Genomic DNA, 14,626 nt, shown 5'->3' on the forward strand with positions numbered 1-14,626 from the left:
ACGTTAAAAATTTATTTGCTCAAGTTAATCAATTTAAGCTGAAGCGTATGAGTGTAAACCTGCAAGAATCAAGTTAACAGCAATTAAGTTAAATAAGATTATTCCAAAACCAATTAATGCTAACCATGCAGATTTTTCACCTTCCCAGCCTTTTGATAAACGTAAGTGTAGGAATGCTGCATAGAATAACCATGTAATAAGTGCCCACACTTCCTTCGGATCCCATCCCCAGAAACGACTCCACGCAAGTTGTGCCCAAATCATTGCAAAGATTAGAGCTCCTAACGTAAATACTGGGAAGCCAATTATTACTGAACGATAACCAATTTCATCAACTAATTGTAAATTTACTCGTTTGACAAAAGGTTGGAAAATCGCACAAATTCGACGTCTTGCAACTAATCGAATTAATAAGTATAAAATAGATCCTACCAATAATGACCAAACAACTGTTGTTAATTTCTTCGCATTAATGAGCGCAGGCATTTCTACTAAAGGAGACATGCCATGCTCTTCCACTGCCTTATATTCATTCATACCAAATAGTGGCGGCATGTTGTAGTCAATTTGACGTTCATTTCCTTCTTTATCTAAATAAGAATATGTTGAATCGTACTCCATCATATTAAAAACTGATGTAGCAACTACGAAACCAACGACTACCACAAGGAAGAACATTACCGCTTCTAACCAGAAACGTTGTTTAGAAGGCTTCTTTAAATCAACTACTTTTAATAAATAAATTAGTCCTGCTACCGCACTAATTGCTAAAATTGATTGACCTAAAGCAGCTGTAATAACATGAATTGTTAACCAGTAACTTTGTAAAGACGGCACTAAAGGACTAACTTCACTCGGGAACATCGACGCATAGGCAATTATTAATAACGCCACAGGCAATGCTACTAATCCTAGAGCTGTCACTCGATAAATAAAATAAATCAATACGAATGCCCCAACAATGAACATTCCGAACGCAGTCGTAAATTCAAACATATTACTAACAGGTGCATGCCCTGAATAAACCCAACGAGTAATAAAATAACCAAGCTGCGAAAGTAAACCAATAATTGTTACAACAATTGCCACTTTGCCCCATTTATCGGTATTTTTCCCCGTTGCATTCGATTGCTTTATCGAACCACCAAACAATAAAGTTGCAACTAGGTAGGCTATGAATGCTACAAATAATAGGTTTCCACTTATGTCAATCAAACTCATAAGGTGTTGTCACCTTCCTTTTCTTTAGTGCCTGGCTTTGCGGATTTGTTGTCATCTTCAGGCTTATCCAACTGATCTTTATATGGTGGTAGACCAGCAAACGTAGTGACTGTGTCTAAATCCTTTTTCATACTAAACATATTTTTATTCACATGAGCAGCCATCAACACTCGACCATCCGGATCCACCTGCAACCATAAACGTCGATGATTCCAATATGAGCCAATTACTACACCAATCATGAAAATAACACCACCAACAAATAAAATTGGTATCGTACTATCTTTACGAATTGTAAAGTTTGATGAATTACGCATCTCTGCTCCTGCGAATTTCATTCTATATTCGTTTTCACCAAGTGGTTCAAGTGGTGGCTTTCTGATTTCTACAAAGCTTACTTCACCTTTTGGTGTTTCTGGTGTTGTCATTCTAAATAAAAATGCCGGATTATTTGGTATTGATGATTTTGTCCGTGGCTCTCCATTTTCAAAACCATCAAAATCTGGCGTATAAACAAGAATTTGTACTGAGGAACCATTTCCTAAATCATATTCTTTTTTAGGATTTGTTAAATCAATTTCAATTTGACCTTGTGATTCTTCAGAAGTTTTATTCACTAAATTAAAATTCATCTGTCTCAATTCATTAAGACGATAATTCATTTGATACAACGCAAAACCGTCTTCTTTTAACGGATGATTAACACGAATTGAGTAATCTCTCAATTTTTCAAGATTGTCTGAATCTCCCGGAAGAGCTCCCTCAGGTTGTTTGTATAATGTTATATCCGTTTGATAGTTCTTCGCCATAACATTTACACCTTGGCTCGCTTCCCCGCCTTGTTGCTTTTCGCCATGGGTTTCCAAAATAAATTTATTATTTTTAATAAAATACCCATCCATACCTGGTATAGCTCGTGTTTCACCTTCACGGATCCAAATCGTCTCATCCACATAAAAACCAGGTACTAAGCGCAACATAACACCTGTTAAAAAAATAATGAGACCGACATGATTTATGTATGGGCCATATCGAGCGAAGCGGCCGCGCTCTGCTAGCAGTGCACTTCCATCACGACGAACACGATATTTTAATTCGGACATTTTTTGCTCAACTTTATCAAGCGTTTCATCAGCGTTTGGCACTTGCCCTTCCGCAATGATCCGTTGGCGTTTCATGAAACTTTCATGACGTTTAACGCGTTGATTTTTTAAAGACTTATGCAAAGGTAACCCTCGGTCTAAACTCGCAACAATAATCGATATCGCAAGCATACCTACTAAAATTTGGAACCACCAAGTGTTGTATAAATGAGACAGTCCTAAATTATTATAGAGTTTGCCTAATACACCATACACTTTTTCATAATACTCTGCTTTGCTAGGCTCCGGGGCATTAACATATATCGCTTGCGGTAGAATTGTTCCGATTGACGCTGCGACCAACGTTATAATAATGAGGGCAATCCCCACTTTTACACTCGAGAAGAAATTCCAAATTTTATCAACAAATGTTGTATTATACGTTTTTGAACGAATTGCTGTTCCATCGTAACGCATATCAACAACTTTTGTCTGTTTACCTTCCTCAGTTAAAGGACGACCACATTTCTCACAAAGCTTCGTGCCATATGGGTTACTATGACCACAAGCACAAATGATGTTTTCCATAGTCATTACTCCTTATTTTGGCTTCACTAATTCCATGTACGAAGCAATTTTTGCCTCCGTCATTTCACCAGTAACGATTTTGGCTACTTTACCATCTGGATCAATAAGGAGAGTTGCAGGTAAATTACCTACATTGTAGGCAGTCATAACGCTTTTCGTTTTGTCAATAACTACCGGGAACGTTAACTCATATCTATCGACAAAATTCTGAACTTCAAAATCTGTTTGGGCAATATTGACCGCTAATGTTTGTACACCCTGATCTTTAAAAGCTTTATACTGACGATCCATTGCAGGCATTTCCTTTTCACAAGGCTTACACCAAGTTCCCCAGAAGTTCAAAAATACGCCCTGCCCCTTATAATCAGACAGTTTATGTTTCTCACCGTTTAAATCTACTAACGTGAAGTCTGGTGCTTTAGAGCCTACTGCTAATAACTCTACTTTATCTTTTGTCGCTGTACCGTATACCGTATAACCAATCGCTAAGACTAAGACCGCCAAAATAATGGTACGAATGACGAGACGTTTTTTCTTTTTCTCCATGTTAATAAACCCCCTATCAATTTCGGCTTAGAATAATCCCTATTGACGCAAAGCTTTTCCTACAAACATTTATATGTATAGTTTTTAACGTCTAATTTATACCATTTATTATGTTTGTCAATTTTTATCTTTGTCATTCACTTGTGCGTCATACACCACCTGATAATTTGTGGAACCGATTTCATCAGGATGAAAACTAATTTAGGTGTACTATTCTCACCTATTATAGCAAAAGGAAACACAAACGCTTAGCTAATAATTATGAATGATTTATGAACGATTTCACTAATAAGAAAGTGAAAACCTTACTATTACACATAGAAGTATTTCACTTTCTCTTAGAAAATGCTAATTATCCGATTTGTCCTGTCTCTGCTAGCACTCGCAATTGCTTCACTTCATGCTTTGATAATTCACGATATTCCCCCGGAGCTAGTCCGAATAAATCTAAAAAGGCAAAGCGTTCACGTTTAAGTTTAACAACAGGTGTACCGATTGCCTCAAACATACGACGTACTTGACGATTTCGTCCTTCATGAATAGTAATTTCACAAATTGCCTTACCCGCGTTTTCATCAAATGAAGTCATACTCACTTTTGCTGGCGCTGTCTTACCATCTTCTAGCTTGATTCCACGTTGAAGCTTTTTTAAGCCCTCAATCGTTGGAACACCTTTAACACGAGCAATATATGTTTTGTCGATTTTAAACTTCGGATGTGTCAGCATATAAGAAAATTCACCATCATTTGTTAATAACAACAAGCCAGATGTATCATAATCAAGACGACCAACTGGGAAAATTCGTTGTGGTATATGCTTAAACAAATCTGTGACAGTTTTGCGTCCTTTGTCGTCTGTTACAGCTGATATCGTTCCACGTGGTTTATATAACAAGTAATAAACCTTATCCTCTTTCTCAAGCTTCACGCCTTCTACTTCTATCGTATCTGAGTTTGACACCTTTGTGCCTAACTCACGCACTACGACTCCGTTCACTTTTACTTTACCTTCTACAATTAATTGTTCTGCCTTACGTCTAGACGCCACACCAGCATACGCAATAACCTTCTGTAATCTTTCCATTCTTTCACCTCTAATTTTCATTCACCTTGGTTTAAGAAACCAAAATATAAACCTCATTCGTATAAAATGAATAAGGTTATTTTTCCCGCTAATCTGTGAAAATTATGTCATACTTTTATGCATTATTAAAGAAAAACTAATTATGCGTAAGTATTTAAATTATTTAAAATTGTTTTTATCAACTAGTTTCTGGATAATTTGCACTTGAATTTTAAGGGACCTCAGCATATTTTCGTTCCGACCGGGTGCTTCCCTGGATGTGACCGGATTTTGAATTTTCCCCAGGACTGCATGACGGCGCGACACGATGTCGGTCACTTTAGTAATGTCACAGGACGTGGCGTTCTCGCACTGAGTTCCTCTATTTCTATAGGTGCCTGGACCCCATCGAAAGAGAAACACGTTCAAAGGTGGGGGGATTTTGTAGAATGAAGAAAATGGCAATAAGTTTTAACAAATGCCATCCTAACTTTTGGCGTATTCTAATTTTAACCAACCCTTCCCATTCAATTTGCTATCGGCTTTGAAATCTTTATAAAACATAAAAGCCACCCACTTTAGGCAGCTTTTCATAATTTCTAAGTTTCACTATATTTATTTTCAATTCTAAGCCCATAGGTACTTAATTCTTTATTAATAAATTGCTTGGCGCTTGATAGCTTTCCTGATAAAGATAGTTCAATTGTTGAACCATCTTGTAATGAGATAATCAATTTTTCTGGTGCACTCACACCATTCTTTACTACAATAGTCTGTTCAACCTTCACAATATCTTCCCAGCTTATATAATCTTCTCGCAAACTAAAAAAATGATTCATATGCAGTCCTTTTGTATCAATGTATTGATAGTTATTAATACATAAAAATATTAATGCGCTAGCAATTATAAACGATGTTCCTACGAGTCCTCGTTGAATAACCTTCCTTTTTTTTGTTTTAGGTTCCACTAAAAAATTGACTAATAACGTGACCGCTAACATGATCATTACTGCCATCAATATAATATAGGCTGTAAAAAAAGGATCAAAAAAATAGGCTTCCTTAGGTCGAAAGAACAACTCTTGAACAGGATATAAGAAAATAACGGGAGCGATAAAGCTTGACAAGAATAAAATTATTATGACCCCTATCTGATATTGTCTACTGTTTGATTTAGTAATCATAAATACTTCTCCCTCTCGAAGATATTTAAAACAAAACTACCCAGATTCATTTTACCTTATTATTTCCTTATTTGTTAAATAAATCAAAATAATTTCAAGCGCTACCGTAATATAACGGAAAGGTACTGGCATTGACACACAAACGTTATCTCATAAAAAAATCAGCGTATCGCTTTTAACGATCCGCTGATTCAACTTTTACTGGCACTGCATAAATACGCTCTTCACCGATAAAGATGGATAGTACACCTTCCATACGTTTTCTAGAAACATGTAATACTTGCCTTACACTTTCTTTTTCTTCTTTATTTAATTGCAAACGAATCGGTTGCTCTAAGTGAATAGATAAGTTTTTATTAACTTTATATTTACCTTTTTTCACTACTGTCTCAAGGCTGTATTCTCCCCAAACCTTGTTGGCAAAACTCCGATGCATATTCCAATCATCGGATTCATTCAATGTGACAACAATACACGTTTGCCCGTCCTTTTGGAAGGCGGTTGCAAGTGTCCGCCCAGCTACCTTTGTAAAGCCTGTTTTCCCGGCAAATGCTGAACCTTTTGCTGTTTTTAATGCACTAACAGGTTGTGTCTCATCGTCTATGTCGATAGCAACCCCAGATCCTTCTCGTATTAAACGGTGCTTATTTTCCCATAACATCCCGTTTTCAGTATTGGCACGATATAGCACTGTGGAGGCAATCTTTTTGAAAGTTTTATTTTGAAGAGCTATTCTCAACATTTCAGCAGTATCTCTCGCTGACGATAAATGCTCATCATGATGCAAGCCAGACGGGTTCATAAATACTGTATTTGTGAGGCCAGCAACAACAGCCCGTTCATTCATTAACTTTACAAACCCTTCTACCGATCCTCCAACATGCTCTGCTAAAGCTGTTGCAGCGTCATTTCCTGATCGTAGCATCAAACCATATAACAGTGTTTCTACCGTTACTTTTTCCCCTGCCTGCAAGTAAATAGACGAGCCCTCAGACGTTGCAGCCTTCGGTGAAATAACCACTTCATCTTGAAGATTGCTATTTTCAATAACGACGAGTGCTGTCCACATTTTTGTTAAGCTAGCAATAGGTAACCGTGCATCACTATTAGATTCATATAAAACACGACCCGTATCACCATCTAAGACAGCATATCCGCTACCACCTCGAGCCAAACTGGTTTGTGGAAGCATTAACATTACCACGACTATCATGAACAATATTAAACGTACTAACCGATGCAACGAGCCACTCCTTATTAAAAGTAATAGGAAAATATAGATTATATTTATGTTTCAAGCTAAGCATTATGCCTTTAACTCATTCCGAACTTATTTACTTTACTCCACTAAAGGTTTCTTGGAATTTAGTCATAAATAAATCTGTTTCTTGCTCTGCTTCAACTAGCTCATCTTCAGGTAAAGATGGCATTTCTTCTATACTATTTAAACCAAAGTAGTTTAAGAATTCTTTCGTTGTACCATATAAGATTGCACGTCCTGTCCCTTCTGAGCGACCCACTTCCTTAATTAACCCCCTAGAAGCGAGAGTCTGTATTGGTCTTTCACATTTCACACCACGCAAATCTTCAATTGTTACACGCGTAATTGGCTGTTTGTATGCCACGATCGCCAATACTTCAAGTGAAGCTTGAGATAATGATTGAGCAGTTGGATTTTCTACTAATCTTTGTATCGTATCTGCTAGTTCAGGTTTTGTTATAAGCTGATAAACACCAGCTATTTCTTTTACCGTTATTCCTCTAGTTAAATCTTCTTCATATGTCGTTTTCAATGCTTCCATTGTCTCTACGACTAACTCTTCCGGTTCTACTAAGAGTTGTGATAATTGTTTAATGGTTAAACCATCGTCTCCAACAACAAATAATAAAGATTCTATTCTACTCTGTAGCATCATTGTTTTCTTCATCATCCCATTCCTCCTTCTGTAATGTAACTGTTAATTCTTCAAAGTTACCATCTTGCTCTACGATGACTACCTGACGTTTCATCAATTCAAGAATAGATAAAAACGTCAGAATAAGTGTTGGCTTATCTTCATAGGGAAATAGTTCAAAAAATGATGCACGTCCACCTGTAAATCGTAATGAATCGACAACCGAACGCATTTGATCTTTCACAGAGCGTTCCTGTCTTGCCACAGTTGTCTTTAGTGGTTTTTTTAATTTTTTTCGACGCATTAGTTTTTGAAAGGCTCCAAGCATGTCATAGATGTTGACGTTCAAATCAAATAACGCCATTTGCTCATCTGAGGCTAAACCAGATAAATCAGCTGGTGGCCGTGTAAATACTTGTGCCCGATCTGTTTCAAGCTCTTGCAGACTACTTGCTGCTTCTTTATATTTCTTATACTCTATTAAACGTATTACCAGTTCTTCACGAGGGTCTGGACCGTCGACTTCTAATTCAGCTTCGTCAAGCTCACCTTCATGGATTGGCAAAAGCATACGACTTTTAATAGCCAATAATGTTGCTGCCATCACTAAATACTCACTAGCCTCATTTAACTCCAGTACTTGCATAGCATGTATATGGTCGATATATTGTTGAGTAATTTCTGCCATTGGAATATCATAAATATCAATTTCCAATCTGTTAATTAAATGTAATAATAAATCAAGAGGCCCTGAAAAGGCTTCTAATTTCACTTCATAAGACATTGTTTTACCACCCTGAGATTATATGTTCTTTTAGTATAGTAGAAAGGAGTCTAAAATGCATCCACAGCATCATACTTTATTTATCGACTACTGTTCTTTTTTCAATGGTAATCACGATTTTTTTGAATGCCATGAAGTCCTTGAGGAATACTGGAAAGATATTGCTCCAGGTGATAAAAAGCACCCACTCGTTGGATACGTACAGCTCGCAACCGGTTTATATCATTGGCGACGTAACAATTATATTGGCGCTGCGCGAATCTTAGAAAAGGCACTCAAAAATTTCCAATATAATAAGGGACATTTATTTTTTGAAGAAATCGACTACGAAATACTACTAACTCAACTAGCAGATGCACTTTCTGCTATCCAGATAGGCAAGTCCTTTCAAGCATTTCAGCTTCCTCTTTCACCTACATTAGAGGAATTAGTATTTGCTCGCATGAAGCTTTTACCATCAAGTAGCTCTAACTATCTTCTTCATAAACATATGCTTCGAGATCGCTCACATATTCTTACAGAGCGTCAAGAAAGCAAACAAAGAAAAAGCAGACGTCAATGATCGTCTGCTTCTCCATCGATACAATTTATACATTTGTTAACAATATTACGTGTTTCCTCCGTTGCAAGCACACTTTCATACTGACCAAGTTCTGCCACTTCCTGTAGCATTTCCTTCGCAACACCTTCACCTCTATAAGAAGGGACAACGGAAACATGTTGAATCGTAGCTATATTATCACTGTGTGTTACAAGTCCAACAATGCCAACATACTCATCGTTCTTTTTCCATAAATATAAAACCCAATTATTATCATTTTCATAGGAGTGGATTGTCTCTTTGAGCTTTTTTATGTCTTTTTCGTTAGGCATAAACGAGAGTAGCCCCATTGCTATTTTCTCGAAAGCTTTCTTATATCGAATTAACATATTTGTCTATTCCCTCATTTTCTAGCTGTACATAATCTTTGACTATCCTACACGATTTGTACTTTTACCGCAAGTCCATTTCTGTCTTACGAACCAGGTCCGAGAATACCTTTAGACGCCAATACCCAATAGACAACGCCCCACAACAAAATAAAAGTTGAAATGGACGCTAGTAATACCCATTTGTTTTTTCTCATATTTACTCACCCTTTTTTAACGTTAGCGGGAGATCGTTTTGTACAACATCTTCATAACTTTCGCGTCGAATTGCTAATTGATGCTTGCCATTTTCTACAAATACAACTGCTGGGCGTGGCACACGATTGTAGTTACTCGCCATAGAGTATCCATACGCACCAGTACAGAAGATTGCTAGCACATCACCAGAAGCTGCTTCTTGAAGCTTAGCATCAATAATTAATTTATCACCTGATTCACAAAGTTTACCAGCCACTGTATAAGTTTCACTTTTTGATTCTTCTGCTCTACTCGCAATGACCGCCTCATACTTCGCATCATATAATGCCGGACGAATATTATCACTCATACCACCATCGACAGCAATGTATTTACGAACATTAGGTACTGTTTTTTGTGAACCAATTGTATATAGAGATGTTCCTGCATCCCCTACAAGTGATCGCCCAGGTTCAATCCAAATTTCTGGCATCGTTAGACCAAGTACAGTAGCTTTAGTCTTTACAACTGTAATCATATCCTCTACATATACTTGTGGCTCAAGCGGTGCATCTTCCTCAGTATAACGAATTCCGAAGCCCCCACCTAAGTTTAACACAGTACACGTAAAATCGTGAGTCTTGTTCCAATCCGAAATTTTATCAATTAGTTTTTCTCCTGCTAAGCCAAAGCCCGCTGTGTCAAAAATTTGAGAGCCAATATGGCAGTGTAATCCTAGAAGCTCTAGATATTCATGCTTAAAAGTTTGTTGGAAAGCTTCATCTGCTTGACCATTATTTAAGTCGAAGCCAAATTTTGAATCCGCTTGACCTGTCGTAATGAAATCATGCGTATGTGCCTCCACACCCGGTGTGACACGTAGTAAAATACGCATTTTTTGCTGACGGCGCTCTGAGATTTCTTGTAAAAGTTGAATTTCATAGAAGTTATCCACGACAATACAACCGATTTTTGAGTCAAATGCTAATTCTAGTTCAGCAATGCTTTTATTATTACCATGGAAATGAATGCGCTCTGGAGGGAATCCAGCTTTTAAAGCTGTAAATAATTCTCCACCAGAGACAACATCTAAAGATAGATTTTCTTCTGCCGCTAATTGGTACACAGCTACACATGCAAATGCTTTTGAAGCATAAGCTACTTCTGCTTTTACACCTAGTTTTTTAAACGTATCTATAAAGCTGCGCGCACGCTTACGAATAAGCGCTGTATCATACACAAATAAAGGTGTACCATACTCTTTTGCAAGCTCTAATGTATCTACCTGTCCAATTGTTAAATGACCATCTTCAGAAATCGCTTGTGTTCCATATAAATGCATGTGCATCTCTCCCTTTTCACATCGTTCCATCATGTGATACATTGCACCCCATTTTAGAAAGATTTCAGGCAATTTAGCCTACAATCCTTATTTAGAGGGATGTGCTTCATTCACCAAGTTGCACATGTGTTTTTTAACACATGGTGAACCATTTGATGAATGAAGACAATTTTCGCAAAAATCACAAAATACTATATGTGAACTTTATCACATGAAAAAAACGAGTGCAACGGCTTCTATGATCTTTTTCGCTGTTGGGAGTCAACAACATATGGCCTCAATGCATCTGCTGTCATTGGGAAACGGATAAGAACGCGAAGCATCGCAGTTGGAAAGAACGGAATAAGTGGCCACAAATACGGCGCTTGCATCGGACGTAATGAACATAAATACGTAAACAATATAAATATCCCAATAAATAAACCATTAACTCCCCAAATTCCAGTCATTATTAACAGCAATATTCTAAAGAGTTTAATGGAGATACCTAGCTCATAAGACGGAATAATAAATGTCAGAATAGCTGAAACCGCTGTATATAACACAACTTCCGGCGAGAATACCCCAACATCAATAGCAATCTGACCAATAGTTATACCCGCAACTAACCCCATCGCAGTGGATAATGGTGATGGGGTATGAATGGCGGCCATCCTCAAAAATTCTATCCCAATATCGCCAATAAGTACTTGTAGCAAAAGTGGGATATGTGATTTTTCCTTAGCACCTAAAAAGGATAGCTCATCTGGTAAATGTATCCCGTGTGTTGCAAATAAATACCATATAGGCAATAATAATAAACCCGTAAACGCTCCAAAATAGCGCATAAAACGGACAAAGGTTCCGACTGATGGTGCCTGCCTATACTCCTCCGCATGCTGCAACAAATGAAAAGCAGTTGCAGGTACGAGAATGACAGAAGGTGACGTATCAACAATAATGGCTATATGGCCTTCAAGTAAATGTGCTGCGGTAATATCTGGTCGTTCCGTATAACGTACAAAAGGAACTGGATGAAACTTCTGTTTAAACAGCCATTCTTCTAGTGATTTATCCGTCATAGTCAAACCATCATGATGAATTTGTACAATGCGCTGTCGCAATTTATCGAGCGTTTCATCATTCGCAATACCTTTTATAAACGCTAGAGCGACATCGGTTTGACCGATTTCGGATATTTTATGTAGCTCGAAACGTAAATTACTATTGCGAATTCGTCGACGAATCAAAGCAGTATTTTGAGAAATACCTTCAACAAAGCCATCCCTAGATCCACGAATAACCTTTTCATTGTCAGGCTCCTCAGGGGTACGACCTGGATAGCTTCGAATCTCTGCAACATAGCCGTAACCACTTTTAGTTATAAAGACCACTTGTCCACTTAATATGGCTAATAAAATGGCTTCACGCTTTGTTTCCTCTGAACGACCTTGGAAATTGAAATAGGCTTCAAAATACTCCTTTTCATCCTCAATATCAACGTCCTCATCAGGTAACATATTAGATAGTAATTGTGTTAACACAACTCCATCCACAAGTCCGGTTACATATGCGCAAAGAACCGGCAAATCTTTGACAAATAGATGCTTTATACTAATGTCAAATGATTCGCCGTCTCCAAACTGTTCTTTAAGAAAATCTTCGGCTTCTTCTACGTTGTTAAATAATTTATCTTTATCTGTCATGCTGTCACCATTTTCTTAAATGTCTTTTTTTACTTCTTCCTCTTCAACTGTGGCACTTGTGGCCATCCAAGTTTTCAATTGGGCAAGAATTTTTTTCTCTAATCGTGATACCTGAACTTGTGATATACCTAGCCTGTTGGCAATTTCAGTTTGGGTACAATCTGAGAAATATCGTAAATATATAATGGATTGCTCTCTAGGCTCAAGCCTTGTGAGCACCTCTTTTAGTGGAATATAATCAAATGGCTGCTCAGATTTTTCGTCCTTCATCTGATCCATTAATGTAATAGAATCCCCTTCACTCTCATACAATTGTTCATGCAAGGAAGCTGGATCTCTTAATGCATCTGAAGCTGTTACAATTTCCTCAGTTGTAACACCAAGAACCTGCGCTAATTCATGTATGGTTGGTGGATGCTCATTATTTTTAATAAATTCATCAGTTGCATGACGAATTTTAAAATTAAGCTCACGAATAGAACGGCTAACCTTCACCATTCCATCATCCCTTAGAAAGCGCTGAATTTCTCCGATGATCATTGGTACCGCATATGTCGAAAATTTAACATCATACGTTAAATCAAATTTATCCACAGACTTCATAAGCCCGATGCAGCCAATTTGAAACAAATCCTCGAGCTCCACACCCCTGCTTGTAAAGCGTTGGACAATAGACCACACAAGCCTCGTATTCCCTTCAATCATTCGTTTACGAGCCTCATGATCGCCCTGTTGTGCACGCGCAATTAAATCTCGCATTTCTCCCTGTGACAATAGCTTATCGGACGACTGTTCTAGCGGCTTCACAATCGCAGCCTCACATTACCGGTGTGCGAACCGAGTAAAATTTCTTCGTAAATGTGACAGTTGTACCTTCTTGCCACTTAGACATGACTGTCAACTGATCTGAAAAACTATCCATAATAGTAAAGCCCATACCCGAACGTTCCATCTCACTTTTCGTCGTAAACAATGGCTCCATTGCCCGACTTACATCCTCTATTCCTAACCCTTTATCCATAACAGACACCGTTACAATATCATCCTCACGCTTTGCATGAACTGTAACAACACCCTTACCATCCTCTTCATAACCGTGAATAATGGCATTAGAAACGGCCTCTGAAACAACCGTTTTAAATTCGGATAGCTCATCAATAGTTGGATCTAATTGTGCGATAAATCCTGTAATAGCTACACGCGCTAAGGCCTCATTTTCACTAATTGCTAAAAAAGTTAATGTCATTTCGTTATCCATTTACAATCCCCCTAACTCGATCAATCGCTTCTTCTTCTGTTGCTTCCATCATCCACGGCCCTAAACCTGAAAATTGAAATACTTTTCGCATTGTCGGCGATGGATTCAATAATATCGTCCGCCCAGCGACTGCCTCTAACTCACGCATCCGACCAAGCACTAAACCTACACCTGAACTATCCATAAAAGAAAGCCCCTCTAAATTCCAAATAATAGTCGATATAGTACCTTGAAAAATTGCTGTAGAAATTTTAGCTCGAATTTGCTCTACTGCATGATGATCGAGCTCCCCAAACAAACGTATAACTACTGTCTCTCTTGTTACCATTTCTAACTGAAAATGCATGAACATCGCCTCCTCCTCGTGCAATTCCACATTCAATATGGTGATTCCTTGCGGCTGACAGAACTAGTGCAAAGTCTTCCGAAATAGTGGCAAATCGACATACTTATAGCTTTTTAGGTTAATTGCAGTATGGGATAAATCAACATTTTTTAAACATAGCTGACACTTTTCACAAGAATTATTGTTTGTTAGAGGCTGAGTAGAAGTTTGGTAGTGGGGGGTGGCTGTGGTGGGCGGGGGCGGCGGTTCTTCGGTGGCTTTGACGGTTCTTCCACGATTTAGGCGGTTCTATCCACGATTTTGGCTTTTCTTCCGGTATTCTGACTTATTTCCGTCGCTTTAGCTCTTCTTTCCGTCGCTTTGACTTCGTTCCGTCGCTTTGGCTTTCTTTCCGTCGCTTCGGCCCTTCTTTCCGTCGCTTCGGCCCTTCTTTCCGTCGCTTTGGCTCTTCTTTCCGTCGCTTTGGCTCTTCTTTCCGTCGCTTCGGCCCTTCTTTCCGTCGCTTTGGCTCTTCTTTCCGTCGCT

At 38.2% G+C, this 14,626-nt stretch carries 16 protein-coding genes; 1 reads left to right on the plus strand and 15 read right to left on the minus strand.

Going from position 1 to position 14,626, the window contains the following annotated elements; all coding sequences use genetic code 11:
- Window positions 1-33 precede the first annotated feature (33 nt).
- The 8 genes from ccsB to ABE34_RS21555 form a co-directional block, all read right to left on the minus strand.
- Window positions 34-1,221, minus strand: coding sequence for a c-type cytochrome biogenesis protein CcsB (ccsB, locus tag ABE34_RS21520; RefSeq protein ID WP_276569528.1), 1,188 nt, complete (start codon window positions 1,219-1,221; stop codon window positions 34-36).
- Complete coding sequence (resB, locus tag ABE34_RS21525) at window positions 1,218-2,891, minus strand: cytochrome c biogenesis protein ResB (protein ID WP_197144489.1); 1,674 nt, start codon at window positions 2,889-2,891, stop codon at window positions 1,218-1,220. The genes ccsB and resB overlap by 4 nt, the downstream gene beginning before the upstream one ends.
- Window positions 2,892-2,903: 12 nt before the next feature.
- On the minus strand, window positions 2,904-3,437 hold the full coding sequence (gene resA / locus ABE34_RS21530; RefSeq protein ID WP_197144490.1) for a thiol-disulfide oxidoreductase ResA: 534 nt from the start codon (window positions 3,435-3,437) through the stop codon (window positions 2,904-2,906).
- 352 nt (window positions 3,438-3,789) lie between these two features.
- Window positions 3,790-4,521 (minus strand): pseudouridine synthase, encoded by a 732-nt coding sequence (locus tag ABE34_RS21535; protein WP_197144491.1) that lies wholly within the window; start codon window positions 4,519-4,521, stop codon window positions 3,790-3,792.
- Between the two features lie 578 nt (window positions 4,522-5,099).
- Window positions 5,100-5,684 (minus strand): hypothetical protein, encoded by a 585-nt coding sequence (locus tag ABE34_RS21540; protein ID WP_197144492.1) that lies wholly within the window; start codon window positions 5,682-5,684, stop codon window positions 5,100-5,102.
- 175 nt (window positions 5,685-5,859) lie between these two features.
- On the minus strand, window positions 5,860-6,927 hold the full coding sequence (locus ABE34_RS21545) for a D-alanyl-D-alanine carboxypeptidase family protein (protein WP_197144493.1): 1,068 nt from the start codon (window positions 6,925-6,927) through the stop codon (window positions 5,860-5,862).
- A 91-nt stretch (window positions 6,928-7,018) separates the two neighbouring features.
- Window positions 7,019-7,612, minus strand: coding sequence for an SMC-Scp complex subunit ScpB (scpB, locus tag ABE34_RS21550; RefSeq protein ID WP_197144508.1), 594 nt, complete (start codon window positions 7,610-7,612; stop codon window positions 7,019-7,021).
- Window positions 7,584-8,363, minus strand: a complete 780-nt coding sequence (locus ABE34_RS21555; RefSeq protein ID WP_197144494.1) for a segregation/condensation protein A — start codon at window positions 8,361-8,363, stop codon at window positions 7,584-7,586. Before ABE34_RS21555 ends, scpB begins: the two co-directional genes overlap by 29 nt.
- Before the next feature lie 55 nt (window positions 8,364-8,418).
- On the opposite strand from ABE34_RS21555, the gene ABE34_RS21560 reads away from it, so the two are divergent.
- Window positions 8,419-8,925, plus strand: a complete 507-nt coding sequence (locus tag ABE34_RS21560; RefSeq protein WP_197144495.1) for a DUF309 domain-containing protein — start codon at window positions 8,419-8,421, stop codon at window positions 8,923-8,925.
- Here ABE34_RS21560 and ABE34_RS21565 read toward each other — a convergent pair.
- The 7 genes from ABE34_RS21565 to ABE34_RS24825 all read right to left on the minus strand — a co-directional run.
- The gene (locus tag ABE34_RS21565; protein ID WP_197144496.1) at window positions 8,919-9,293 is read right to left on the minus strand and encodes a GNAT family N-acetyltransferase; all 375 of its coding nucleotides are present in this window, start codon (window positions 9,291-9,293) and stop codon (window positions 8,919-8,921) included. The two genes, ABE34_RS21560 and ABE34_RS21565, sit on opposite strands and share 7 nt — an antisense overlap.
- A gap of 199 nt (window positions 9,294-9,492) precedes the next feature.
- The gene (gene lysA, locus ABE34_RS21570; protein ID WP_197144497.1) at window positions 9,493-10,812 is read right to left on the minus strand and encodes a diaminopimelate decarboxylase; all 1,320 of its coding nucleotides are present in this window, start codon (window positions 10,810-10,812) and stop codon (window positions 9,493-9,495) included.
- A gap of 236 nt (window positions 10,813-11,048) precedes the next feature.
- Window positions 11,049-12,497: a spore germination protein gene (locus tag ABE34_RS21575; protein ID WP_197144498.1), complete on the minus strand. Its 1,449-nt coding sequence runs from the start codon at window positions 12,495-12,497 to the stop codon at window positions 11,049-11,051.
- A gap of 15 nt (window positions 12,498-12,512) precedes the next feature.
- Window positions 12,513-13,256 (minus strand): RNA polymerase sporulation sigma factor SigF, encoded by a 744-nt coding sequence (gene sigF / locus ABE34_RS21580; RefSeq protein ID WP_206700774.1) that lies wholly within the window; start codon window positions 13,254-13,256, stop codon window positions 12,513-12,515.
- Window positions 13,257-13,314: 58 nt separating this feature from the next.
- Window positions 13,315-13,755 (minus strand): anti-sigma F factor, encoded by a 441-nt coding sequence (gene spoIIAB / locus ABE34_RS21585; RefSeq protein WP_197144500.1) that lies wholly within the window; start codon window positions 13,753-13,755, stop codon window positions 13,315-13,317.
- Window positions 13,748-14,101 (minus strand): anti-sigma F factor antagonist, encoded by a 354-nt coding sequence (spoIIAA, locus tag ABE34_RS21590; RefSeq protein ID WP_197144501.1) that lies wholly within the window; start codon window positions 14,099-14,101, stop codon window positions 13,748-13,750. Before spoIIAA ends, spoIIAB begins: the two co-directional genes overlap by 8 nt.
- 339 nt (window positions 14,102-14,440) lie before the next feature.
- The coding region (locus ABE34_RS24825; RefSeq protein ID WP_206700839.1) for a hypothetical protein at window positions 14,441-14,626 on the minus strand (186 nt) is incomplete at its 5' end.

Origin of the sequence: Lysinibacillus sphaericus, from assembly GCF_015844675.1 — a bacterium.
GTDB classification, from domain to species: Bacteria; Bacillota; Bacilli; order Bacillales_A; family Planococcaceae; genus Lysinibacillus; species Lysinibacillus sphaericus_E.

Bases quoted from the DNA above. Each gene is read 5' to 3' on its own strand.
- ccsB (WP_276569528.1), bottom strand. From the start codon at position 1,221: ATGAGTTTGATTGACATAAGTGGAAACCTATTATTTGTAGCATTCATA.
- resB (WP_197144489.1), bottom strand. From the start codon at position 2,891: ATGGAAAACATCATTTGTGCTTGTGGTCATAGTAACCCATATGGCACG.
- resA (WP_197144490.1), bottom strand. From the start codon at position 3,437: ATGGAGAAAAAGAAAAAACGTCTCGTCATTCGTACCATTATTTTGGCG.
- ABE34_RS21535 (WP_197144491.1), bottom strand. From the start codon at position 4,521: ATGGAAAGATTACAGAAGGTTATTGCGTATGCTGGTGTGGCGTCTAGA.
- ABE34_RS21540 (WP_197144492.1), bottom strand. From the start codon at position 5,684: ATGATTACTAAATCAAACAGTAGACAATATCAGATAGGGGTCATAATA.
- scpB (WP_197144508.1), bottom strand. From the start codon at position 7,612: ATGAAGAAAACAATGATGCTACAGAGTAGAATAGAATCTTTATTATTT.
- ABE34_RS21555 (WP_197144494.1), bottom strand. From the start codon at position 8,363: ATGTCTTATGAAGTGAAATTAGAAGCCTTTTCAGGGCCTCTTGATTTA.
- ABE34_RS21560 (WP_197144495.1), top strand. From the start codon at position 8,419: ATGCATCCACAGCATCATACTTTATTTATCGACTACTGTTCTTTTTTC.
- ABE34_RS21565 (WP_197144496.1), bottom strand. From the start codon at position 9,293: ATGTTAATTCGATATAAGAAAGCTTTCGAGAAAATAGCAATGGGGCTA.
- lysA (WP_197144497.1), bottom strand. From the start codon at position 10,812: ATGCATTTATATGGAACACAAGCGATTTCTGAAGATGGTCATTTAACA.
- ABE34_RS21575 (WP_197144498.1), bottom strand. From the start codon at position 12,497: ATGACAGATAAAGATAAATTATTTAACAACGTAGAAGAAGCCGAAGAT.
- sigF (WP_206700774.1), bottom strand. From the start codon at position 13,256: ATGCGAGATTTAATTGCGCGTGCACAACAGGGCGATCATGAGGCTCGT.
- spoIIAB (WP_197144500.1), bottom strand. From the start codon at position 13,755: ATGGATAACGAAATGACATTAACTTTTTTAGCAATTAGTGAAAATGAG.
- spoIIAA (WP_197144501.1), bottom strand. From the start codon at position 14,101: ATGCATTTTCAGTTAGAAATGGTAACAAGAGAGACAGTAGTTATACGT.